Here is a 24,179-nt window from a genome sequence, read left to right as displayed (position 1 = left end):
GCAGTGCACTCCAGTGCGGTACAGGAGAAAACCATGACAGCGCAGACATCCACCCACCCCTGGCGGAAACTCAAGCTCAACCTGAGCCATCGTCTGGCCGACTTCAACCCGGTGCAATGGCTGACATCACTGCTGTTACCCGTGACCGGCATTGTTGTCTTTCTGATGCTGTGGCACGTCGGTGCCGGCCAGATCAATACCTCGCTGGGCACCTTTCCGGGCCCGGTCGATGTGGTGGAACAAAGCCAGTCACTTTGGCAGGGCCATGTGGCCGAGCGGGAAAAAGAAACCGCCTTCTACCAACGCCAGGAAGAACGCAATGCTGCGCGCATGGCCGATGACCCGAGCTACAGCCCAACCATCCACAGTTACCCGGGCAAGGCGACGTTCATCGATCAGATTTTTACCAGTCTGGTCACGGTACTCGCCGGCTTTCTGGTGTCGAGTGTGATCGCCATTCCCTGTGGCATCATCATCGGTTTGTCGCGGTCGACTTATCAGGCCGTCAACCCGATCATCCAGATTTTCAAGCCCGTATCCCCTCTTGCCTGGCTGCCGCTGGTGACCATGGTGGTCAGTGCGGTGTATGTATCAGACGACCCCATGTTCGACAAATCGTTCATCACATCGTTGTTCACCGTGACCCTCTGTTCGCTCTGGCCAACGCTGATCAACACGGCCGTGGGCGTGGCGAATATCGATCGTGATTTACTGAACGTCAGTAAAGTTCTGCGACTACCGACGTTCACCCACATTCGTAAAATCGTCATCCCCTCGGCCATTCCGATGATGTTTACCGGTTTGCGTGTGTCGCTGGGCATTGCCTGGATGGTGCTGATTGCCGCTGAAATGCTGGCGCAGAATCCGGGGCTGGGCAAATTCGTCTGGGATGAATTCCAGAACGGCAGTTCAGATTCACTCGGTCGCATCATGGTCGCAGTGCTGGCCATTGGCCTGATCGGCTACGCCCTCGACCGCATCATGCTGATGCTGCAACAGGCCGTCAGTTGGGACAAAACAAGCGAGCAACGCTGAACCAAAGCAACCCGAAATTTTTACGCGTCAGGAGATTTAACATGACCCAGACACATCTCGAACTGAGTGGCGTCGGAATCGACTTCCCGACCCCCAAGGGGCCTTTCACGGCCCTCAGCAACGTCAATCTGAAAGTGCGCGACGGTGAGTTTGTATCACTGATCGGGCATTCGGGTTGCGGTAAGAGTACCGTACTCAACATTGTCGCTGGTTTGCACCAGGCAACCCGTGGTGGTGTGTTGCTCAATGGTAAGGAAGTTGACGAACCCGGCCCGGAACGCGCCGTGGTATTTCAGAACCACAGCCTGCTGCCCTGGCTCACTGCCTGGGAAAACGTGGAACTGGCAGTTAAGCGTGTGTTTGGAAAAACCAAAAGCCGGGCCGAATTGAAAGACTGGATCGCCCACAACCTGGAGCTGGTGCACATGGGCCACGCCATGCACAAACGCCCCGGTGAAATCTCCGGCGGCATGAAGCAGCGGGTCGGCATTGCCCGGGCACTGGCGATGCAGCCCAGTGTACTATTACTCGACGAACCCTTTGGCGCACTCGACGCCCTGACCCGCGCCCACCTGCAAGATTCGCTGATGGACATTCAATCTCAGCTGGGCACAACGGTGATTATGATCACTCACGATGTCGACGAAGCCGTGCTGCTCTCAGACCGAATCGTGATGATGACCAATGGCCCCTCGGCAACCGTTGGTCAGATTCTGGAGGTTGACCTTGAGCGCCCGAGGAACCGTCTGGCGCTGGCCGACGATGTGCACTACAACCACTTGCGCTCAGCAGTACTGACGTTTTTGTACGAAAAACAGCGCAAGATCGAACCGATTTCATCGCGGGCAACGGCGACCACACCGGCAAAAAAGAAAACCGAAGTGGCCTGACGTTTTTTGCAAAGAGGGTGCGCAACGCACCCTCTTTATTGATCTATTTTTTAACAACACCTCCGAATTGCCAGAACAAATACCCCACCATTTCACCGGGTTCTGTTATTTCCTTACGGTTTAACAGGCAGTACTCGCCAACACAAGGCGCATCGGTCAGCAGGCTGTTACTGAGCAACAAAGCTGACCTGTCGGGCAGGCCCAGGTACCAGCGTCGCCATTGGAGAAGCTTCCCGAGGGGTGATAGCGTAAAGGCCTTCACTCACTCCCAAAGGACTTGAACGCCCCATGGCGTACCACAGTTATTTGCATCTGGTATCGAGCTACCAGCAAGATCGCGTTGCCATCAATGGCCTGATCGAATCGATCGTCTCCAGCCTCGACCGCATCAGTTTGCTCACCGACCCCAACGCACAGCAAGAGGAAGTGGCCCATCTCAGCAAGGCTTATCCGTTCATCGAGATGCTCTACAGTCTGGACGAGCGAGGCAAACAATTACTGCCTTCCGCCTATGGCCAGGGGGTCACCGAACCGGCGCGTCGCACCCTGGGGCAGAACAGCGATCGCAGCCACCGGCCCTACTTTCAGGCCGCGCACCACAACCCGGGGGCCATCACCGTCTCCGAACCTTACCTGTCGAGCGCAACCCACCGTCTGGCCATTTCGGCAGTGCTGCGATTCAACCGCAACGACAGCGATGAGTCAGATGCTGAAACGCCCGGCTATCTGGTCCTTAATTTAAACCTGCAGGCACTGATTGCTTATCTGAACAACGATCAGTTGCGCTATCGGTTTCACCCAGTTTTTCGAACCGTCTACGCCCTGATCGGATCGGTGTTGATAGCTGTCTCCGGCCTGTTGCTCTGGGCCTCGCTGCAATCACTGCTGGGTACCCTGCTGACACCCAGCCACATCGCTACCGACTCATTCGGCGTCGTAATTCTGATCACACTGAGCCTGGCCATTTTTGACCTCGGCAAAACCATCATCGAGGAAGAAGTCTTCGTTCATAAAGACATTCACCACCACGGATCAACAGAAAGAACCATTACCCGCTTCATGTCTGCTATCCTGATAGCGATTTCGATCGAGGCATTACTGCTGATGTTCAAGTCACTGCTGGGTGAGAGCGACCAACTGATCCAGGCGGTCTATATGATGTTATCCGCCGTGGCACTCTTGATCGGGCTCGGTATTTACCTGAAACTCAGTCGACCTGACGGTACCACTGGCAGTTGACCGAGCCACTCTGCTACTGGAGTTCGGGTCTAACCGGTGGCACTAGTACGCACCGACCGCCGGGGTTACTCCTGTGGGGTCGGCGTGAATCCGTCCATGGAGCCTAGACCGCAGCGTCCTGCTGCGGACTACCCCACAGGAGTAACCCCGGCAATCGCTGCTCGCTCTATTGGCGAACTCCAAAACCAAAAAACTAAACAGCCTGACGCGGTGCCATGAAACAACTCGAATTTTTCGACATACCCAGCCCCTGCATCGGCGTTTGTGAATCCGGTGCCAGGGGTTACTGTCGCGGTTGTTTTCGTTCCCGGGCCGAGCGCCAATACTGGTTTCAGGCCGACGATGAAGCCAAGCGCCTGATCATTCGTGCCTGCCAGGTTCGTAAACTTCGTTTCGAGCGAGCCCAAACCAGCCAGTCATCCGAACCCTCTCCCCCTCAGGAAACACTCTTTCCTGATCTTGACGAAGAAGCTGGCAGTAATTCCTAGATTGAGGTAATCACGGAACTTGAGGAGTTCGCTGAAGGTTTAGTATCAGGTACCGGTTGTGCCTCTCTGGGGTAGTTCGCAGCAAGGATGCTGCGATCTAGGCCCCATGGACGGGTTTACGCCGACCCCAGAGAGGCATGACCGGTGGCTGATACGGGCTCCTGGCAACATAGCAGCCTCGAACTCCGGAACTTGCCCCCGAGTAAAGCCGTGCAGATATTAGTGCCATGCACTACTTTCTGTTGTATTGACGTGCCGACCTTGCGGAGACCACCATGTCACTCGATCATCTTTCCACTGAACTGGTGGATTTGCGTTGCCCCTATTGTGACGCCAGCATTCATCTGATTGTCGACCCCACCGAAGACAGCCAGGAATATACAGAAGACTGTGAAGTCTGTTGCCAGCCTATGGTTGTGGTGACCGAGGGTGATCAGATTGTGCGCCTGGCGCGGGAAGACGAATAACAGACGCCCCGATGCCCCAACACCGAACACGCCAACGGTCTCGCTGGCCAGTCTTGGTGCAAAAACAACACACTCCCTCCTGCGATAACCTGCTAACCGCCTGATTTTAGACGGTTTTAAAAGTTGGCACGCCCTTCGCTATATAGAAATCAGTCATCACAAATCAGAGTCTGGCTTGCCAGTTCTCTGAGATGAGATGGCCTTACACTGTGATTTGCGTATCGAGCATTGGCGCTCTTGGGGAAACCCAAGAGCGTCTTTTTTTTGCCTGGCCGAAAGGCACAGGCACTGGCGAGGGGCCTATGAACCAGGAGCGGTTACTGATCATCGGACACGGCATGGCGGCGACCCGGTTGCTGCAACAGCTGGTCGAGCGCGAGTATCCGGGGTCCATCACCGTGGTCAGCGAGGAAGGCGGGATTGGTTACAACCGCATTCAACTGACGCCCTGGCTCGCCGGTGAAGTCAGCGAAGCGAGCCTCGACCTGGTCGACGACGCCTGGTATCGCCAGCACCGGATCTACCGGGTAAACGGCGATGCCGTCGTCGCTCTGGACCCGGCAGGCCAGGTAAGGCTCAACTCTGGCCGCACCCTGGTCTTTGATCAGGCGGTGCTGGCAACCGGCGCCCTGCCCCGGTTTCCCGACCTGCCCTTTCCAGCACAGCCCGCGATTCGGGCCTTTCGCAGCAAGGCCGATGGCCACTGGTTAAAAGCACTGCCAGCGAACCGCTCGGCGGTAGTGGTCGGTGGTGGCCTGCTGGGCCTGGAGGCTGCCTGGGGGCTGCGAGCCTGCGGGCACCGCGTTAGCCTGGTTCACCGCAACACCCACCTGATGAACCGGCAATTGTCGGCACCGACGGCGGCGTACCTGGCCCGCGCGGCATCTCAAGCCGGCATTGCCTTGCATCTTGGCTGTGAACTGAGCCACATCGATGCCAAGCCTGAACTCACCTCGGTCGAACTAAGCAGTGGCGATACACTGGCTGCCGATGTGCTGATCGCCGCCGCCGGCATTCAGCCCAACCAGCACCTCGCTCGCCAGGCCGGGCTGCGCGTCAATCGCGGCGTGTTGATTGATGATCAGATGCGCACCAGCCACCCCCAACTGTTTGCGCTAGGTGAATGCGCCGAATACAAGGGCCAGACCTTCGGCCTGGTCGCACCGGCCTATCAGCAGGCTGAGGTGCTGGCCTCGGTGCTCTGTGCCGAACCAGCGCACTGGTCACCCCAGCAAAGTACCACCCGATTAAAAATTTCCGGGCTCGATGTGGTCTCTCATGGGCGCATCGACCACCCCGATGCCCGGCACCTGACACTGGACGCGCCCGTCCTGAATCAGTGCCGGCGACTGCATTTTCTGAACGACCGGCTGATCGGCGCCGAGATGGTTGGCATTCGCACCCACCTCGAGCTCTACCAACATCTGATTGAACAACAGACCCCCATAAACGATGCCCGCGCCGTGATGCTGGGCAGCATAAAAGCGGCCTAGGAGAAGCACATGACAACGCAACCGACACACACAGACACCCGGAATCAACGCCAACTGGTCATTATCGGTAACGGCATGGTCGGTCACCATGCTGCCATGAGCTTTCTGGAAACCTGCGGTGAGGCAGCGGACTGGGCCATTCACATTGTTGGTGAAGAGACTTACAGCGCCTATGACCGGGTGCATCTATCCGAGTACTTTCAGGGCAAGACGCACGCTGATCTGGCACTGGGCACACTCGAACAGTACAGCGAATGCGGCATTCACACCCACCTCGGCGTGGCCGCTCGCCAGATCGATCGCGACGCCAAAAAAGTCGTGCTTGCAGACGACACCGCACTGCCTTACGACGCTCTGATTCTGGCAACAGGCTCCTACCCTTTTGTGCCCCCGATCCCCGGGCACGACCTGCCTTCCTGCCTGGTCTACCGAACGCTCGATGATCTCGATGCGATTCGCAATGCCGCCAGTGATGGCAGCGTCGGTGTGGTGATCGGCGGCGGGTTACTGGGCCTTGAAGCAGCCAATGCCCTCAAATCGCTAGGGCTCGATACCCATGTCATTGAGTTCGCCCCCCAACTGATGCCCGTGCAACTGGACGCCGATGCCGGCACGCTGCTGCGCGATAAAATTCAGGCGCTCGGGGTTCAGGTTCATGTAAGTACCGCCACTCAGTCGATCACCAGCGACGAGCAGGGGCGCACCGTGCTTACCTTCGCCGATGCGGAACCGCTGGTCACCGATGTCGTCGTCTTCTCTGCCGGCATTCGCCCGCAAGATGCCCTGGCGCGCGACGCTGGGCTGAAGCTGGGTGATTGCGGCGGTGTCGCCATTAACAACCAGTGCCAGACCTCCGATCCGGCGATCTACGCCGTGGGTGAAGTGGCACTCTGGAACAACGCTATTTTCGGTCTGGTCGCTCCAGGTTATCGCATGGCTGAAACCGCCGCGGCTCATCTCGCCGGGGGTGATGCCTCCTTCACCGGGGCCGACATGAGCACCAAGCTGAAACTTCTGGGGGTCGATGTGGGGGCCATTGGCGATGCCCATGCGCGCAGCGCCGGCGCGGTGACCTACCGATACAGCAATGAACGCACAGGGGTTTATCGCAAGCTGGTGACCAGTGCCGATGGCAGCCGGCTGCTGGGTGCCATTCTGGTGGGCGACAACAGTCTGTACGACACCCTGCTGCAGTATTACCTGAACGACATTACCTTGCCCAAAGAACCGGACAGCCTGATCCTGCCCAGCAGCGAAGGCGTACCTCAGCTGGGCGTCGACGCGCTGCCCGACACCGCTACGCTGTGTTCCTGTCTCAACGTCACCAAGGGCGATGTCGTTGGCGCCATCGATTCAGGCTGTTGCTCCCTCGGAGAAGTGAAAGCCGAAACCCGGGCCAGCAGCGGCTGCGGCGGGTGCGCCGCCATGCTCAAGCAAGTGGTCGATGCCATCCTGGAAGCGCGCGGCGTTGAAGTTGACCATTCTTTGTGTGAGCACTTCAGTTACACCCGCCAGGAATTGTTTCATCTGGTGCAGGTCGGCCAGATCAAAACTTTCGATGCCCTGATTCGCGAACACGGCAAAGGCCTCGGCTGCGATATTTGCAAGCCTACCGTTGCTTCCATTCTGGCCAGTTGCTGGAACGAAGGTGTGTTGGAACCGGCGCACGTCAAACTGCAGGACACCAACGACACCTTTCTGGCCAACATGCAAAAAGACGGCACCTATTCTGTCGTGCCGCGCATTGCCGGAGGCGAAATCACCGCCGACAAACTGATTGTGATTGGCGAAGTGGCCAAAGAATACGACCTCTACACCAAAATTACCGGTGGCCAGCGTGTCGACTTGTTCGGTGCCCAGCTGCATCAGTTGCCTGAAATCTGGAAACGGCTGATCGACGCCGGGTTCGAAACCGGCCAGGCCTATGGCAAGTCCGTGCGTACGGTGAAATCCTGTGTCGGCAGCACTTGGTGCCGCTATGGTCAGCAAGACAGCGTAGGCATGGCGATCTTGCTGGAGAACCGATACAAGGGCTTGCGCGCACCGCACAAACTGAAATTCGCCGTCTCCGGCTGCACCCGAGAATGCGCAGAAGCGCAGAGCAAAGACATTGGCGTCATCGCCACCGAGCACGGCTGGAACCTCTATGTGTGCGGCAACGGCGGCATGAAACCACGCCATGCCGACTTGTTTGCGACCGACCTGGACGACGTCACCCTGATCAAAACCATCGACCGGCTGCTGATGTTCTATATCAAGACGGCCGACCGACTGCAACGCACCGCCCGATGGATGGAAAACCTGGAAGGCGGTCTCGATTACCTGAAAGACGTCATCCTCAACGACTCCCTGCACATGAATGTCGAACTGGAACAACAGATGGCGCGCATCGTCGAATCGTACCAGTGCGAATGGAAAGCCGTACTGGACGACCCGGAAAAACTGAAACGTTTCCGCACCTTCGTCAACAGCGACAGCGCCGACAGCAATGTGGTGTTCGTTAAAGAGCGCGAGCAGATTCGCCCCGCGCGCGATGAAGAAAAAGCCCGACTGATCGCCACCGCCTAGGAGACCGACATGACTGCCAATGCCCAATCGCAAACCCAAACACACCGGTCCGGAACCAGCCCCTGGGTTCAGGTCTGTTCCGTCGATGATCTGGTACCCGGCTCCGGCGTCGCTGCGTTAGTGCTCGGGCAGCAAATTGCCCTGTTCCTGTTACCGGGTGACGGACAGCTGACTCAATCGCAACGAGTCTACGCCCTGGCCAATCAGGACCCGGCCAGCGGTGCCAACGTTATGGCGCGTGGCTTGCTCGGTGACATTAACAGCGAACCTGTCGTCGCGGCTCCGCTGTACAAACATCACTTCTCACTGGAAACCGGCCGTTGCCTGGAAGACGACACCTGGCAAGTGCCGGTCTGGAACGCGCGTATTGTCGATGGCCAGGTCGAGATCGAGTGGGTATGACCGATCGCCGTCTGCACACCACCTGCGCCTATTGCGGCGTTGGCTGCGGCGTGGAAATTCCGCGCAGCGGCGATCGCGACATTCAGGTCAGTGGCCTGGCCGATCACCCGGCTAACCAGGGGCGACTTTGTGTAAAAGGTACGCATTTGGGTGAGATACTGCCGCTGCAGCAACGCCTGTTGCGACCCAAACTGGCAGGCAAGACCGTCAGTTGGGACACCGCACTCGACTTTATCAGCCAAACGATCGACAGGGTCCGCACTGAAACCGGCCCCGACAGCCTTGGTTTTTACCTGTCCGGCCAATTGCTGACCGAAGACTATTACGTCGCCAACAAACTCGCCAAGGGCTTTCTCGGCACCGCAAACCTGGATACCAATTCCCGGCTGTGCATGTCGTCGGCGGTGGCGGCTTATCAGCAATCGCTGGGGGAAGATGCGGTACCCGGTTGCTATAACGACCTGGAACAGGCCGATTTGGTGATACTGGTGGGCTCTAACCTGGCCTGGGCCCACCCGGTGCTGTTTCAGCGGTTGCAGGCAGCGCGCAAGGCGCGACCACAAATGCGACTGGTGGTAATAGACCCGCGCGCTACCGATACCAGCCGGGCGGCCGACTTGCACCTGCCGCTCAAACCCGGAACCGATGGCCGGCTATTCAACGGCGCGCTGGCCTGGCTGGCCGACAACAACGTACTGGATACCGACTTCATTGACCACCATACCCAGCAATTTGAAGACACCCTGGCCGCCGCACGGCACCATGCCGGCGCGAACTGGGCGGCCCTGGCGGATGATTGCGGCCTGGCGCTGGTAGACTTACTGCAATTCTTTGACTGGTTAACCACCACGCCCAAGACCGTCACCGCCTGGTCGATGGGCATTAACCAGAGCCGCTCCGGTGTGGCCAAAAGCCAGGCAATTATCAATCTGCATCTGGCCACCGGTCGCATTAGCAAAGTGGGCGCTACGCCCTTTTCCATCACCGGCCAACCCAACGCCATGGGCGGCCGGGAAGTCGGCGGCCTGGCCAATCAACTGGCCAGCCACCGCGGATTTACAGAGACGGACTGCAATGCCGTTACCCGGTTCTGGAATGCACCCAACCTGGCCCGCAAGCCCGGTTTGAAAGCGGTTGATCTGTTTGAAGCGGCGGCGCGAGGGGAAATAAAGGTTCTGTGGATCATGGCCACGAACCCGCTGGCCAGCTTGCCCGACGCCAACCGGGTGCGTGAAGCCCTGGCCCGGGTCGAGACCGTGATCGTCTCGGATGTGGTCACCGACAACGACACCCTGGCCTACGCCGATGTCATCTTGCCGGCACTCGCCTGGGGCGAGAAAGACGGCACCGTTACCAACTCCGAACGCTGTCTGTCGCGACAGCGTGGCTTTCTGCTACCACCGGGTGACGCAAAACCCGACTGGTGGGCCATGGCTGAAGTCGGCAAACGGCTGGGTTATGAGGCCGCCTTCAACTACAGCGGCCCGGCGGCTATCTTTGCCGAGCACGCTGCCATGAGCGTCTTTGAATCGGCACCCAACCGGCAATTTGGCTTACAGCCGTTAACCAACCTGACGCCGCGTGAATACGACAACCTGGCACCCAGCCAGTGGCCCTATGACGCCGAGGGCCGATCCCGTGCCCGCCTGTTTGGTGATGGCCGTTTTGCCACTGCTAACGGTCGTGCCCGGTTTGTTCCGGTCGCACCCGCCGAGCCTGACGCAGCGGGCAAGCAGTTGCGACTGAATACTGGCCGGCTGCGCGATCAGTGGCATAGCATGACCCGCACGGGTCTGGTCAGTCGGCTTGGCCAACACCGGCCGGACTTTTGCCTCACCTTGCACCCGGCCGATGCAGCCGAACGTGATCTGCTCGAGGGCCAGCCGGTAAGAGTAACCAATGCGTTTGGCCGCTTTGTCGCCGTGCTGGCTCTGGACAGCAGCCAGCGGCGCGGAGATGCCTTTGCACCCATGCACTGGAACGAAACCTTTGCCGCAGCTGGCGGTGTCGCCCGAGTGATTCCGCCCGTTGTCGATCCGCAATCGGGTCAGCCGGAAAGCAAACATGCACTGGTGTCTGTAGAACCGATGTCGATCAGTTGTGCGGGTACCTACGTTGCCGAGCACCTGCCCGAGACCCTCGCTCGGGGTGCCGTCTGGTTTAAACGGTCGCTGGGCGCACAATGGCTGTGGACCCTGTTTTATACCAACCGGACCCTGAGTGACATATCTGAACACTGGCAAAGCGTTGCGCCCAATACCGGTATTACCCTGACGGATTCAGAGCAGCACTGGTTTCAACAGGCCAGCCCTTCGGGCCAGACACCTTCCTACTGGCTCGGCCTGAGTGACCGGCAACGACCGGTGCCGGATACCGACTGGCTGCAGCAACACTGGCAAAATGATGAGGTGTCACTGGAAGACTGGCTGACGGGTAAACCGGGCGAAGCCAACCCGCGTGGCGATCTGATCTGCACCTGTTATTCAGTGTACGAACGGGACATAGAGAATTACCTGACCCGGCATTCGGAGGCCGGATTGGCCGAGGTTCAACGCGCCCTGAAATGCAGCACCCAGTGTGGCAGTTGCCTGGAGGAAGTCAGTGGCCTGGTTCAGGCGTGCAAGGTAGCGGCAGTGACCGTCGAAACCGCTTGAGATTATTGCAATCCTTTCAGGGCGTTCTCAACGTTCACTCCAGCCACCAGCATGCCAATAAGGTCGCCGTTGCTATCGCGAATCGGCAAAGCGATCTGGGACAAAAACTGGCGGGTCGATTCATCGTAGGCAATGGCGTCTATCTGAACCGGTTCACGTCGGGTAACAATGGCATCGAATGGCCCTTCATCGCCCTGAAACCAGTCCGACGTGATAGTACTGGTGCCCAGGGTGACACCGTGAATATCGGTGATGAACAGTTCACTGAACACGCCTTGAGACTGGCGACGAATCAGCGCCAAACGGGTAGACAGGTCACGGCTGAGCACCTCGGCGACCAGGTCGAAATTGCCAGTTCGTACTTCATCGACCCATTGCCGGTCTATCCGGTAGATTTCATCAGGGGATAATTGCCGGTTGCGCGCATTGGCCAGCAACACCGGCTCAAGCACCCAGTCGGACGCTAGCCAGCGCGACAGAGGCGCGACCAGATTGGCCAACGACTGCTCATTCTCAGCGGTTAACCCAACCTGATCAATACGGCACCCGGTAGCAGCTGCGTTGAATTCACTGATAAACCCGGGGTGTTCACTGGAGAACGCATCGGTAATGTACAAACCAAGCGGAATAAACCCCACAAAGCGCTGATTAATGGCCGATAGCTCCCCATTCAAACGAGCCACGGCCTCGTTAAAAACGGTTTCACTCACCAGTAAATGCCGCGCGCGGCCCGCCAGAAAGGCACGAATCAGGCTATCGGTTGACCCAACGCTGAAGAATTCGCTAAACCCCTGGCTTTGCAGCCAGATGGCCTGATAGGTACCGTTCATGACCAGAACGGTTTCATCCCTGAGATCTTCCAGGGTGGCATCCGACACATCATCCAGGCTGTACCAGTACCAGGATTCCAGCAGCAACGGATCAGACAGCACCGCAAAATCATCGCTGCCTGCGTTTTGCACATAAAGAAACCAGCCATCAATATCACCCCGGTGAGCCAGACGAACCACTCTGGGCCAGGGCGCAATGGCCGTGTGAAACTGATAATCGGGCAACTGCTCAAAAACACAGTCCAGGGTATGCTTCGCATCCCCCTGCAACGATTGATCGGGAGATTCAAACAAATAAGGTGGCATGACGTCTGTACCCAGACGAAGAATCGTTTCAGCCCTGGTAGCAAACGAGACGCTGACCAGATACGAGATGATCAGTAATGTGAAACGCACTTTCAGACTGGCCGAACGCATCAGACCCACTTATCCCCGTGACGCAATAAGCAGAGTGTAGACCGGTTTTCTGAAAACACCGTGCCTCCGGGCGGAGGCACGTTTTGAGCGTGTTAACTGCCCTGTTTGGGACCAATCCAGACTTGCTGGGCGTTAACGAATTCGCGAATGCCGTGTGGCCCCAGCTCCCGGCCCATGCCGGATCGTTTGATGCCACCACTGGGCAGGCGCGGATCAGTTTTAACAATGCCATTTACCGCTACCTGGCCGACTTCAAGCTGGCGCGCAATGGCTTCGCCACGATCAGCGCGGGTCCAGACTGCTGCCGCCAAACCGTAGTCACTGTTATTGGCAATGGCGATGGCGTGATCTTCACTCTCGGCTTTCATGATCACGGCAACCGGACCAAAGGTTTCCTCGCAACTGGCCACCATCGACTCGGTGACATCAGCCAGCAAAGTAACCGGATAAAAATAACCGGCACCCGAAGGCATTTCACCGCCGAGCAAACAGCGAGCTCCGGCTTCAATCGATACCGTTACCTGGCGATGCAGGTTATCGCGCAGATCGGCCCGGGCGATCGGTCCAATGTCCGTGGTTTCGTCCCGGGGGTCGCCCATCTTCAGGCGGGCCAGCCGTTCATGCACTTTGTCGACCAGGCTGTCATAGACCGATGCTTCAACAATGATGCGCTTGGCGGCGATGCAACTCTGGCCGGCATTGATGATGCGCGACAACGTGATGATATCGGCTGCTTCATCGAGATTGGCGTCCGCCAATACGATGCACGGATCAGAACCACCCAGCTCCAGTACTGAGTGCTTGATTTCAGAGGCAGCAATGGACGCCACTGCACCGCCGCCTTTTTCGGAACCGGTGAACGACACCGCCTGAATGCGCTTGTCGCGTATCACCGCCTCAACGGCTGGCGTTTCCAGCGGCAGGTTTTGAAAAATATCGGCCGGTGCACCCACCTGAACAAACAGATCGGCAATCGCCTGGGCACAGGCAGGCACGTGCGGGTCGTGTTTCATGACGCAGGTATTACCCGCCATCAGCGTCGGCGCGGCATACCGGAACGCCAGCCAGAACGGCGCGTTCCAGGGCAAGATGCCAAGAATGACACCCAGCGGCAAATGCTGTACGTAACTCAGCGTTGCATCGGAACCCAGAGTCTGCGGCTGCAAATAGGCCTCAGCGTTTTCCGCATAATGCTCGGCACACCAGGCCGATTTGATGACTTCAGCACGTGCTTCCTTAATCGGTTTGCCCATTTCTTCGGTCATCAGAATGGCCAGACGGTCGACATCGTCGCGCATCAATTTGGCGACCTTCAGCAATACCTCGGCGCGCTCGTTGTAAGAGCGGGTCCGCCAGCTTTTGAAAGCCGTTTCGGCACGCGACAGGATATCCTCAACCTGTGCGGAGGTGGCCGCAGGCACTTCATGCAGAAGCTTGCCTGTGGACGGATCGGTGGCGGTCAACATGTCTCGTTCTCCTCGGTTTATCGCTATGGCTTAGGAGCCAGCCACTTCACTGCTGACTTTTTCGCTGTTCTTGCTGCTGACTTTTTTGGACGGATCGCGAGACGCTCCCTTTCTCTTGGCCGTGTTTTCATCAGCCTTGGATTGAGATTCTGCGCTGAGTGGCTTGCCCGACACATCGGTTAACCGGGCTGGTGTATTCGCACTGAGTTCACGCGCTGCAAATTCCGGTTTGACGACGAAGTCCTCATCCAGATCGAAGAAAGACTGACAACCACGATCCGTCACATAAATGGTGTCTGATATGCCAACGGTCTTGTTGCCATCGACGCCCCACATCCAGGGAATGATGTGAAACGTCATACCCTCGCGCAGCACCTGGGAGTCACCCTGCTTGAGACTGATGATGTAACCCTCGTCCCAGCTGGGCGGAAAGGCGATTCCGATCGAATAGCCGGAACGAGTGACCAGCCGCGCCCCGACGTCGTTGTCGGTGATGATGTTGCGCACTAGGTTATCCACATCCGAAACCGTCAGCCCGGGTCGAATCAGTTTCTTCACCTCACGCAGCGCATGCTTCATGCGCTCCTGGGCGTGGTGCATCGACGCTGACAAATCGCCCAGCACAATAGTGCGCATCATGGCGGTATGATAGCGCCGGTAACAGCCGCCCACTTCCAGAAATACATGTTCACCCGGTTGCACTGTGCGGCCTTCCCAGGTTGCATGGCCGATCATCGACCGGGGGCCGGAGGTGACGTAGGGCATCACGGCCGGCGGCTCGCCACCGGCACGAAACATGGCGGCCGAAATGGCCGCACCGATGTCGTTTTCGGTGGCACCGGCCACCGTGGCCTCGAAACCGGCTTTCATGCCGGCCTCGGTGGCCCGGGCGGCCTTGCGCATCACATCCAGCTCGGCCGGTGACTTGCAGATACGCCCTTCCTCGACAATGCCAAAACAGTCGTTCAGAGAACCGTCCAAAAAGGTGGTGTGAATGCTGTCCTGATGATAGGCCGGGAAAAAATAGCTGTTACGCTCGTAGCCAATGCTCTTCCCGTTCAGGCCAAACTCGCGCAACGCCTCAACCAGCATCTGAATGGCATCACCGGTATCCGGATAGGGCCGGGTACGCTCCACCCAGGTTCGGGCATGAACATTCGACTCCTCCAGCGCCCGGGTGATCATGAACGGCTCGTCCTCCAGCGGTACAACAAGTGCCTGAAAGAAAGAGTACCCGGTGGTCTGATAATCGGTCAGATACATCAGGTTTTCCGGGTCGGTGATTACCACCGCATCCAGCAACCGGCTGGCCATACGCTCGCGCAGTCCGTCCAGTCGACGCACGTACTCATCGAATGGAAACGTCATGTCCTCGCGTTGTTTCATGCCGCCTCCAGTGCGTCTCCAATGGCTTTCGACAAGGTTGCCAGGCCTTCGTGCAAGTCCGCGTTGGGAATCGTCAGTGGCGGAATCAGTTTGAGCACCCGCCCACCGATACCGCAGGCACCGATCAGCAAGCCGGCTTCAAAACACCGCCGTGCCACGTCTTTCGCCAGGGCACCGTCGCCCAGATCGATGGCTTGCATCATGCCTTTGCCACGCACCTGAAAGGCCTTGCTGCCGTGCTCGGCGCAAATGCCATCGAGGTGTTCTTTCATTTCCTTGCCTTTGGTGACCACTTCGGTCATCAGGCCATCGTCTTTGAAGTAGCTCAGCGCCTGAACGCCGGCCACAAACGAGAATCCCTGACCGCGGAAGGTACCGGTGTGTTCACCCGGGCCCCAGTGCTTGTCGTGCTCCGGATGCACCAGGTTCATCGCCAGCGGTGTACCAAAGCCGCCGATGCCTTTGGCCAGCGTGACGATGTCCGGATCCAGACCCATATCGTCGAAACTGAAGTACTTGCCGGTGCGGCCACACCCGGCCTGAATGTCATCGATGATGAACAAAGCCCCCAGGTCATGCGCCAGCTTTTGCACCGCTTGCAACCACTCTTTAGAGGCGACATGAACCCCGCCTTCGGCTTGAATGGCTTCCACCAGAAAGGCCGCGGGTGGCTCCAGGCCACTGCTCGGATCAGCGTATAGCGCGCGCAGCCGATCGACCGAATCAACACCACACCCCAGCGTACAGCCCTTGCATTGGGTTTCGCAGCCAAAAGGCTGACGCAGCACATGGTTCAGCGGCACGCCGGCGGCGTTACGGAAATAGCTGTTCGCGGTGGCAGCCAGTGCCCCCAGTGTCATCCCATGAAAACCGTGGCTGTAGGCCACAATGGTTTGCCGGCCAGTGACCTTACGCGCCAGCTTCATCGCCGCTTCAACGGCATTGGTGCCGGTCGGGCCCATGAACTGCATCTTGTAGTTCATCTTACGCGGTTCAAGAATGGTCTGGGCGAACGACTGAATGAAATCGCGCTTGACCGTGGTGTACATATCGAGGCTGTGCGCCACGCCATCGTTCTGGATGAATTCGATCAGCGCCTTTTTCATGCGTTCGTTGTTGTGACCGAAGTTAAGAACCCCGGCACCGGCAAAAAAATCCACATAGGATTTGCCCGCTTCATCGACCTGGCGTGCATTCGACGCCGACTTGAACACTGTCGGATACAACCGGCAGTAGCCACGGATATCAGATTCCCACTTTTCAAATACGTCCATTTCAACCCCTCCAGTTGTGTGTTGAGACAATCATTTTTTAGTAGCCCGGTCTGTTCGGTTTTACTTCACGGTACCGCGACTTCGGGTGTTTGAGTGACACCGTCGCCTGGAACGATGCCAGGCCAGAAAGTTCTGTTTCTGGCCAGATAATCCGGTCATTCCGGAATCGGGACGCCCGCAATACGGGCATAAATGCGCGCCACCGGGTCAATAAGCGCATCGTTAAAATCGTAGTTCGGACTGTGACAGGGCACTTCATGTGCCGTTTCACCGTCTCCGGAGCCGACCAGCGCAAAGGCACCCGGGCAAACCTGTAAGTAATAGCTGAAGTCTTCGGATGCCATAATCGGCAACCGGGTGGTGTCGCTCAACGCGCCCTCGCCCAGCTGTGCTGCCAGTGCTGCCCGGTATTCCGCCGCTTCAGCCGCATGGTTAACCGTAGCCGAATATCGCGGAAATACCTCTACCTGACAGGTAACGCCATAAGCTTGCGCTGTGGCGGTGGCAATCTCCTCAATCATCTGCGTCAGCGGTTCGCGCATGTCAGGGTCGGCCAGGCGAAAACTGCCTTCGAGCACGGCCTGATCGGGAATCACCGTAACGCCACTGCGTGCATCAAAAGAGGTAACGCTCAATACGGTCGCATTCTGCGCCGGTAGCCGACGGCTCACAGCTTGCTGCAAGGCCACAACAATGGCTGACCCGGCCAGAACCGGATCCCGGCACAATTCAGGTTGGCTGGCATGGCCACCCTGGCCTTTGACCACCAGCTTGAAGGTGCCGTTACCCGCCATAACAGCGCCATCCGGACAGACCGCCTGACCAAAAGGAATCGCCGGCCAGTTGTGCCAGCCAAACACGGCATCAACGCCGTTCAGGGCACCGTCTTCGATCATTCGTTTGGCGCCGTGCCCGCCCTCTTCGGCCGGCTGAAACAGCAAAGTCACCGGGCCGGGCAAAACGTCTTCCTGAGACTTCAGCCATTGGGTGGCGGCAAACAGCGTGGCTGCATGGCCATCATGACCGCAAGCGTGCATGCAACCCTGGTTGTGGGATGTCCAGGCAACGCCGCTGTTCTCTTCGATGGGCAAGGCATCGATATCGGCGCGCAGCGCTATGTGCCGGCCCGGGGCCCTGGGGGCCAGTGTCGCCACCGTGCCGGTATCGGCACAGACCCGCCAGTCGATACCCAGCGCCGTGAGCTTCTGACGCAGCGTTGCCGCCGTGCGTTGCTCAGACCAACTCAACTCTGGCTGGCGATGCAAATCGCGACGCAACGCGATGGCATCTTCAATGGCCAGTGCCCAGTTTGAATCGCTTGACGATGAAGTTCGTGCTGACACGTTCGAGTTACCTCTGTTTGTTTGTCTCTATCAATCTAGCCGTTATTACTGAACATCGTGGATCTGCCGGTAAAATGTTTTGATCCCCACAGACCTGTCATCGAGGCTCTTACCCACCCTAGTTTCATAAGCGGAAGCCTTGCAAGGTTTTTTTCCGGCTGGTGGGAAACCCGGCTAACCCCAATAGTTTTACCGGTGTTAGGCCAACCTCATTAAAGCAGACCATGTAGCACCGTTTTTCCTTTCTATATCAATCAATTACACCGTATTTTCCAGGTTCGAAACTGACTCGAAAACGGGGTAAAACAGGCGCGAAACAGACGCTTGAAATCTCATTTGTTGACGCACAATTTTCACGGTATTTCCGGTTGTATTATTCTTGAGGGGAATAACCATTAGGCCCCTAATAGTAAGGGGCATAAAACGTTTAACGCCGAGCAAGCGCACCTGTCAGCGCCCAATTAATTCGGCCATTCAAGACGGAGTTGGCTATACTGTTTCAACAAGATGAACACTGGAATGAATAATGCGTTCCCAATTCAGAATCATCCTGCTGGCAGCGTCTCTGCTCATCGGCCCGGTACAGGCTCAGGTTGTGATCAGTACAGGGGGTTGGCCACCGTTTCTGACACCGGATCAAAAGCATTTCGGCTTTATTGCTCATCTGATCAGCGATGTATTTGCCGAATCCGGCATTGAGGTTGAGTATCGACTGGTGCCCTGGCGCCGGGCGTATGTAGGCACCGTATCCGGCGAGTACGACGCAACTGCGGTATGGATGGATGCGCCCGACCGCCACGACGACATGCTTTACAGCGCCCCTATTCTGGACGAACGCTTTGTATTCTTTCACCGGGCCGACCGGGCGTTCGAATGGCAGGAATTTTCTGACTTGTCGGGCCTCAAACTCGCGGGCGTGTTGGGTTACAGCTATGGCCCAGCCTTCGATGCCGCGGTGGAAGCTGGGGTTCTGGACATAGAATGGGTTGCCAGCGAGGCATCAACGGTGAATATGCTGCTGGCTGGGCGCATTGACGCCTACCCGCAGGAGATCAACGTCGGCTACTTCAATATTTCAAAAACCGTGCGCCCCGAAGCAGCAGCGCAGATTACCCACCACCCCAAGGCCTTGCTGGTCAATAAAAGTTACTTGCTGCTGCCGCGCTCCGCGCCAGACAGTGAAGCTCTGCTTGGTGAGTTCAACACCCAGTTGCAGGCGTTCAGAGACACCGGACGTTATCAATCCTACTTCGATGCATTTGAAGCCGGTGATTATGAACTCGATACCGCGGAGCCCACGACAGAGCCCGTTAGCCAGCCAGATTGATCCAGCCCATCGATTGCGCCACCTGACTGAACGACATTAGCACACACATGGTGATCACGATCGGACGAATCAGTCGCGCACCACCACTGAGCATGGTATGACTGCCAACGAAGGCCCCCAACACCTGCCCCAGCATCATCGCAAATCCAATGACCCAAACCACCTGACCACCCGCTGAAAACACCGCCAGCGACACAACATTCGACATGAAATTCAGTGGCTTGGCCGAGATTGTCGCGGCCAGTAATGTCTGCCCCCGAAAAGCCACCCCGGTTGCCGCGTAAAACGAGCCGGCACCCGGCCCGAAAAAGCCATCGTAAAAGCCGACCGCCGGCGCCCAGGTCACCGTCCATTGCCGTTCTGACTGATGCGCTTTGGTCTCGATGCTGCCCAGATTCGGGGTAAACCAGAAATACGCGGCGACGCTGATTAACAACAGCGGTACCAGCCATTCCAGCCAGCCGGTATCCACGCCCTGCACCAGCCAACTGCCCAGAGCAGCGCCCAAACCCGCAGCAACCAGACGCCAGAGCAAGGCTTGCCCGCGCAAATGGCCTTTCAACAGTAATGTCACCGACGCAGTCAGTGTTCCCACTACGCCCTGAGCCTTGTTCGTCGCCAGCGCACTGACCGGCGGAACGCCCAGCAACAACATGGCAGGCAACGAAATCAAACCACCACCCCCGGCCAGAGTATCGACCCAACCGGCCAGCATGGCGACCGCAAACAAAATAAAGAGAATGGTGAAAGACCACTCCATGGTTAATTTCCCCCTGGGCAGTTTATAACTAGAGATTGGGCATTAGCACATTGCGAGCGGCGGGTGCCGGTGGTGCCTCTGAGGGGGAGTCCGCAACATGGATGTTGCGGTCTAGGCCCCAGGGATGGGTTCACGCCGACCCCTCAGAGGCACTACCGGTAGCCGGCGCGGACCACGCCCCTAAGTTGGAAGTTTGGCGCCTACATTGACCCGCGTTACTCCTGAAGCACCGGCATCAGGCCAACGCTGCTCAGGTTTTGCCAGGCGCGTCGGGCGTCATTATCGCGGGCAAAGCCGGTTGCGATCAAATGATAACGCTGATCTGAGGCCTGCCATTGCACCACCAGGGTTGGCGGCTCATCGTTGATGGACTGGTAAGCCTGGAACCAGAGCACCTCCGCAGACACCAGCCGCTGCAACATATCTCCGGCATCGGCCTGCTGGTAAAGCTCTAGGCTGTAACCCTGTAACGCCTTACCCAGGTGATACACATAGATATCACCGATGGGCAGCCGCGGCCTCTGTTGCAAGCTTGCCTGCTGGTCATTGCGCTCCAGCCAGGCTTGCCATTCATCGATTTGTCGGGTGGATGCAAACTGGTCCAGATAGACCCAGGCCTGGTTGCGGGCTGCATCCCAAATCAGCCGGTGACGACCGGGCAAGCGGCGGTTGGTGTCGGTCAGCAGTGCGTCCCGCATGGGTGGCTCCGACATCCAGTTGGTCAGCGTAGCTGCGCTGACTGGCCCCAGCACCAGAGTTCCTGCCACGTAGTCCGATTCGTCTGCTACGGTTGTCGCGGCACTGGCCGTTGCCACGCTGTTTCCCGATGCCTGATTCATCGCCTGACGATCCTGTTCTGCACTGTCACCGGCTTCTGATTGCACCGAGTTCATCCGACGTATTTCTTCAGCTGTGTACTGTGGCGCTCTTGCCTGGGCGCTCGCATCGACTGTGCGGTTTTCAATGCGTCCGTCATTGCCCACTACCTGGCGAATGCGTCCCTCAATACCACTGAGCCGCAACCGGCGTCGCCAGATTTCACTGTCGGCCAACTGCTCATATTCACCCAGAAACAGGCCAACCGGGCCATCGGGGTCGGCCTGAGCCAGAAAGACCGGTTGCGGATCCCGATCGTAGGCCACCGTGGTAAAGAACTGACGCAAGCCCCGATATTCCATGGCACGAACCGCTCGCTCCATATTGGGAAACTGACCCAGTTGCAGGGTGAACGGCCCGGCCGGGAAGCACTTGCACAGTTCAGAGCGTTCTATGATGGGGGGTAAAGACTGCGACAAATAGGTTGGAATTGGTTGCATCCGACGCTCGGGTTGAGCGGTCGCCGCACTGTCGCCAGCATTTTGTGGCTGAGCCTGAGCGGCCTCGGCCCGGGCGCGGGCGTCCCGTTCTGCTGCCGACATGCGCTCGCCAAACACATAGCGCAGACCGTAACGCCAGCGCCACTGAGCGGGCATATCGCCACTGTAATAACCCTGATAACCCGCATTGGCAAACACCCGCAACCCCTCTGCCACGGGTGCGCTAATGTCTGCATCGAGGTGATAGCCGAGTGCTCCGGCATTCAAAACCGCTTCTCCGGCGTTGCCGACCACATCGCCACCGGCCAGAATAATCCCTGCAACGCCCTGAAAGCGGGCGCCGATGTGGCCCTGTTGCCAAATAAGACCCATTTCATACTGGCTGAAATCGTGATTCAGGGTACCGTTGTCGGTCGGGTATTCCAGTTCGCTGTGATAGCGATAGCCCAGGTCCAGCCCCCAGCGGGTGCTTTGCATGAACTGGGCATGACTGGCTACACCCCAGCCGACCGCGTTTTCGCCACTGGCAAGGCCAAGATCCAGACTGAACTCCATTGCCGTTGCCGACAATGGCAGCAAGACTGCCCAGCCCAGCAGCAGAGGTCGCAGTGCTCTGGCCAGGCTCATGAGCGGGGTCTCAAGTTGATTGTGGCAGTGGCTTGTTTCATGTCTGGGCGATCCGGCAAATTTCACTGTCAGTGTTATCGCCCGCTGCCCCTAAAAGTTGAGCCAGGATTACCAATAGCATGACACTTCAGGGGGTGTCATTCCGCATTCAGTGGAATATCCAGCACATAGCTGGTGGCTTTCACCGGCTTAGTGATATCGTGTTCCCAAAGCTCGGCGTTATGCTTTTTCACCGCCCAGTCAGCCAGATCGTAAAAAGGCTGGCGCCCGGGGTCTGCGATCAGAATCTGGCGCACACCTGCTTTTTTGGCCCGTTTGATCAGCGTTTTCCATTCGTCACCCAGACTATCCCAAAAGCAGATATCGCCCCCGACCACCGTATCGGCCATCGACAGATCGGCTGTTTTCAGCTGCTTGATTTTACGCTGCCAGAAGACGGGTTTTAACTCATTCAGTTCACCATGCAGCTGCAGATAGGGCTCGACAGAGTCGTCCGCGTCTATGGACATGACTCTGGACTTGAACTGGTTCATCAAAAACAAACTGGTTGGTCCCCAGCCACAGCCAATATCAAACACCACCCGCTCTTCGGGAATCGGGTCGATCAGCAGGTAATCCATTAATACAAAGCTGGAATCCCAGACCTTATTACCATGCAGGTTGGCATCGCCAACACTGTATTTCAGGGTTTTGATTACCGGGTGACTGGCTTTTAAAAAGGTCAGACCGTGGGCAGACATCTGATGCCTGGACAAGGAATTTTTAGACAAAGAATTTCTCCAGCTACTTAAAACTCGTTAATCGCAAATGGGTCGGGGAACACACCCTGTTACTTCAATGGAATCCCCAGGCGCTGGTAAACAAAACTGAGCAACCAGGCCGGGCCAATTAACAGGAACTGGATATCCTTGAAGAAGCTGGGCTTTTTGCCTTCGATGCGGTGCCCCCAGAATTGCCCCACCCAGGCCAAGACAAACAGACTCAACGCAAAGATCCACAGTGGCAGGGGTAGCCTGAGCGATTCGTAACCGAGAATCAGTGCCACCGACACCGCGACCAGAATGCCCATGCCGATGGTCAGTGTCCATGACAGACGCGAATAAAACAGAATGCTGATGGCGATCAACACAACCGCTGCATTCATGATCGGGTTCGGCCCAAGCGGAATTTGCCACAACAACGCCAGTACGCACCAGAATATGACCGGCACACACACCCAGTGGACTTTTTTGTTGGTGGGGTTTTGATGGCTCTCGCCGTATTCGCTTAACCAGGTCTCGAGAGAGTTGGCCATGATCGTACCTCCCGCTAGGTAAGTGTCCCGTCAATAAATCAGACACAACAGCATAGCGGGTCAGCGGCCGGTAGAACAGCAGGGGCGATTTATAGCAGGCTATTGAAAATCACCGAATTTCAGCGGACTGCTACCGGAACACCGATGTTCCGGCAAAATCGATGACTGTTAAGTCATTGATTTTGTGAAAGAAGTAACAATCGCAATGCTGGATTCTCGTGTTTTGAAAAAGTCAGGAAGCCTTTTTCAACAACCTGGTGAGGGTAATACCGCCCTGACGATACCCCTTGGGGTATCGCTGTCGTTGGCATCCTGCCTTTGCCCGATCTTCAATTCATCGGGCGGCGACGATCAGTTGTCGCTAAGAACCGCTACACCCTTTAGGGACAGCTCGTCGCGCACTTCAGGACGTGATAGCCGGTCCAGCGTTGTGTGGTTACCACGACGACGCGATTTGGACTTGCTGACCACACCCAAAAAGGCGAGGAACGACTGCTTGGCGGTTGCTTTCTTCTCCATTGTGTTCACCTTGAACTCAGTATTCTGAGGATTAGTAGGCCGTTGAAATTCAGCGAATTTCATCGGGCTGCGACCGGAACAAGGATGTTCCGGCAAAATTAATGACTGTTAAGTCATTGATTTTGTGAGAGAAGTAAAAATCGCAATTTTTGCTTCTCGTGTTATTGAAAAAGGCAGGAAGCCATTTTCAATAACTTAGTAAGTACCATGTTTACCGTCAGATTTTGCGTGTCAGATTGGGTACTCAACTACTCTACTCTGACCACTGGTTAATTTCTGCACATGAATCAGACAAACATTTATAACTTAGCGTCGTCAATGACCCTTTGCATACAGTCGAGGCTGAAAAATCTACGGCTTCCGGGGCCATAAAAAAACCCGCTT

At 57.1% G+C, this 24,179-nt stretch carries 20 protein-coding genes; 10 read left to right on the top strand and 10 right to left on the bottom strand.

The window, feature by feature from the left end; genetic code table 11:
* The first annotated feature begins 33 nt into the window (after positions 1-33).
* The 9 genes from ABJT94_RS16205 to ABJT94_RS16165 all read left to right on the top strand — a co-directional run bounded on the left by ABJT94_RS16205 (position 34) and on the right by ABJT94_RS16165 (position 11,236).
* Positions 34-1,035 carry an ABC transporter permease gene (locus ABJT94_RS16205; protein ID WP_348476488.1) on the top strand — a complete coding sequence of 334 codons (1,002 nt, stop codon included), beginning with the start codon at positions 34-36 and terminating at the stop codon, positions 1,033-1,035.
* 41 nt (positions 1,036-1,076) lie between these two features.
* Positions 1,077-1,925: an ABC transporter ATP-binding protein gene (locus tag ABJT94_RS16200; RefSeq protein ID WP_348476487.1), complete on the top strand. Its 849-nt coding sequence runs from the start codon at positions 1,077-1,079 to the stop codon at positions 1,923-1,925.
* Positions 1,926-2,213: 288 nt separating this feature from the next.
* Positions 2,214-3,164: a hypothetical protein gene (locus ABJT94_RS16195; RefSeq protein WP_348476486.1), complete on the top strand. Its 951-nt coding sequence runs from the start codon at positions 2,214-2,216 to the stop codon at positions 3,162-3,164.
* A gap of 215 nt (positions 3,165-3,379) precedes the next feature.
* On the top strand, positions 3,380-3,652 hold the full coding sequence (locus ABJT94_RS16190) for a DUF1289 domain-containing protein (protein ID WP_348476485.1): 273 nt from the start codon (positions 3,380-3,382) through the stop codon (positions 3,650-3,652).
* 275 nt (positions 3,653-3,927) lie between these two features.
* Positions 3,928-4,119: a CPXCG motif-containing cysteine-rich protein gene (locus ABJT94_RS16185; RefSeq protein ID WP_127555654.1), complete on the top strand. Its 192-nt coding sequence runs from the start codon at positions 3,928-3,930 to the stop codon at positions 4,117-4,119.
* 191 nt (positions 4,120-4,310) lie between these two features.
* Entirely contained in the window at positions 4,311-5,612 is a 1,302-nt protein-coding gene (locus ABJT94_RS16180; RefSeq protein WP_348476484.1) for an FAD-dependent oxidoreductase, read from the top strand.
* 9 nt (positions 5,613-5,621) lie between these two features.
* Positions 5,622-8,180: a nitrite reductase large subunit NirB gene (gene nirB, locus ABJT94_RS16175; protein WP_348476483.1), complete on the top strand. Its 2,559-nt coding sequence runs from the start codon at positions 5,622-5,624 to the stop codon at positions 8,178-8,180.
* Positions 8,181-8,189: 9 nt separating this feature from the next.
* Positions 8,190-8,582 carry a nitrite reductase small subunit NirD gene (gene nirD / locus ABJT94_RS16170; protein WP_348476482.1) on the top strand — a complete coding sequence of 131 codons (393 nt, stop codon included), beginning with the start codon at positions 8,190-8,192 and terminating at the stop codon, positions 8,580-8,582.
* A complete protein-coding gene (locus ABJT94_RS16165; RefSeq protein ID WP_348476481.1) occupies positions 8,579-11,236 on the top strand; it encodes a nitrate reductase in 2,658 nt (885 codons plus the stop codon). The genes nirD and ABJT94_RS16165 overlap by 4 nt, the downstream gene beginning before the upstream one ends.
* A 2-nt stretch (positions 11,237-11,238) precedes the next feature.
* Here the strand turns inward: ABJT94_RS16165 and ABJT94_RS16160 are convergent, their stop codons facing one another.
* The 5 genes from ABJT94_RS16160 to doeB2 all read right to left on the bottom strand — a co-directional run bounded on the left by ABJT94_RS16160 (position 11,239) and on the right by doeB2 (position 17,952).
* Positions 11,239-12,483: a hypothetical protein gene (locus ABJT94_RS16160; protein WP_348476479.1), complete on the bottom strand. Its 1,245-nt coding sequence runs from the start codon at positions 12,481-12,483 to the stop codon at positions 11,239-11,241.
* Positions 12,484-12,575: 92 nt separating this feature from the next.
* Entirely contained in the window at positions 12,576-13,949 is a 1,374-nt protein-coding gene (locus ABJT94_RS16155; RefSeq protein WP_348476478.1) for an NAD-dependent succinate-semialdehyde dehydrogenase, read from the bottom strand.
* A gap of 30 nt (positions 13,950-13,979) precedes the next feature.
* Positions 13,980-15,335, bottom strand: a complete 1,356-nt coding sequence (doeA, locus tag ABJT94_RS16150; RefSeq protein WP_348476476.1) for an ectoine hydrolase — start codon at positions 15,333-15,335, stop codon at positions 13,980-13,982.
* Positions 15,332-16,609, bottom strand: a complete 1,278-nt coding sequence (locus tag ABJT94_RS16145; RefSeq protein ID WP_348476475.1) for an aspartate aminotransferase family protein — start codon at positions 16,607-16,609, stop codon at positions 15,332-15,334. Before ABJT94_RS16145 ends, doeA begins: the two co-directional genes overlap by 4 nt.
* Positions 16,610-16,764: 155 nt before the next feature.
* Positions 16,765-17,952 carry a N(2)-acetyl-L-2,4-diaminobutanoate deacetylase DoeB2 gene (gene doeB2, locus ABJT94_RS16140; protein ID WP_348476474.1) on the bottom strand — a complete coding sequence of 396 codons (1,188 nt, stop codon included), beginning with the start codon at positions 17,950-17,952 and terminating at the stop codon, positions 16,765-16,767.
* A 526-nt stretch (positions 17,953-18,478) separates the two neighbouring features.
* Between doeB2 and ABJT94_RS16135 the strand changes: the two genes are divergently transcribed.
* Complete coding sequence (locus tag ABJT94_RS16135) at positions 18,479-19,279, top strand: transporter substrate-binding domain-containing protein (protein WP_348476472.1); 801 nt, start codon at positions 18,479-18,481, stop codon at positions 19,277-19,279.
* Here the strand turns inward: ABJT94_RS16135 and ABJT94_RS16130 are convergent.
* The 5 genes from ABJT94_RS16130 to ABJT94_RS16110 form a co-directional block, all read right to left on the bottom strand.
* Positions 19,263-20,039, bottom strand: coding sequence for a TSUP family transporter (locus ABJT94_RS16130; RefSeq protein ID WP_348476471.1), 777 nt, complete (start codon positions 20,037-20,039; stop codon positions 19,263-19,265). The genes ABJT94_RS16135 and ABJT94_RS16130 overlap by 17 nt on opposite strands.
* Positions 20,040-20,254: 215 nt before the next feature.
* Positions 20,255-21,982 carry a hypothetical protein gene (locus tag ABJT94_RS16125; RefSeq protein WP_348476470.1) on the bottom strand — a complete coding sequence of 576 codons (1,728 nt, stop codon included), beginning with the start codon at positions 21,980-21,982 and terminating at the stop codon, positions 20,255-20,257.
* Between the two features lie 137 nt (positions 21,983-22,119).
* Entirely contained in the window at positions 22,120-22,752 is a 633-nt protein-coding gene (locus ABJT94_RS16120) for an SAM-dependent methyltransferase (protein WP_348476469.1), read from the bottom strand.
* Positions 22,753-22,811: 59 nt separating this feature from the next.
* Positions 22,812-23,276 carry an Mpo1-like protein gene (locus ABJT94_RS16115; protein ID WP_348476468.1) on the bottom strand — a complete coding sequence of 155 codons (465 nt, stop codon included), beginning with the start codon at positions 23,274-23,276 and terminating at the stop codon, positions 22,812-22,814.
* A gap of 351 nt (positions 23,277-23,627) precedes the next feature.
* Positions 23,628-23,795, bottom strand: coding sequence for a hypothetical protein (locus tag ABJT94_RS16110; protein WP_164743820.1), 168 nt, complete (start codon positions 23,793-23,795; stop codon positions 23,628-23,630).
* Positions 23,796-24,179 lie beyond the last annotated feature (384 nt).

The organism is Saccharospirillum sp. (assembly GCF_039982735.1).
Lineage (GTDB): Bacteria > Pseudomonadota > Gammaproteobacteria > Pseudomonadales > Natronospirillaceae > Saccharospirillum.
This window is presented reverse-complemented; position numbering and strand designations above follow the sequence as displayed.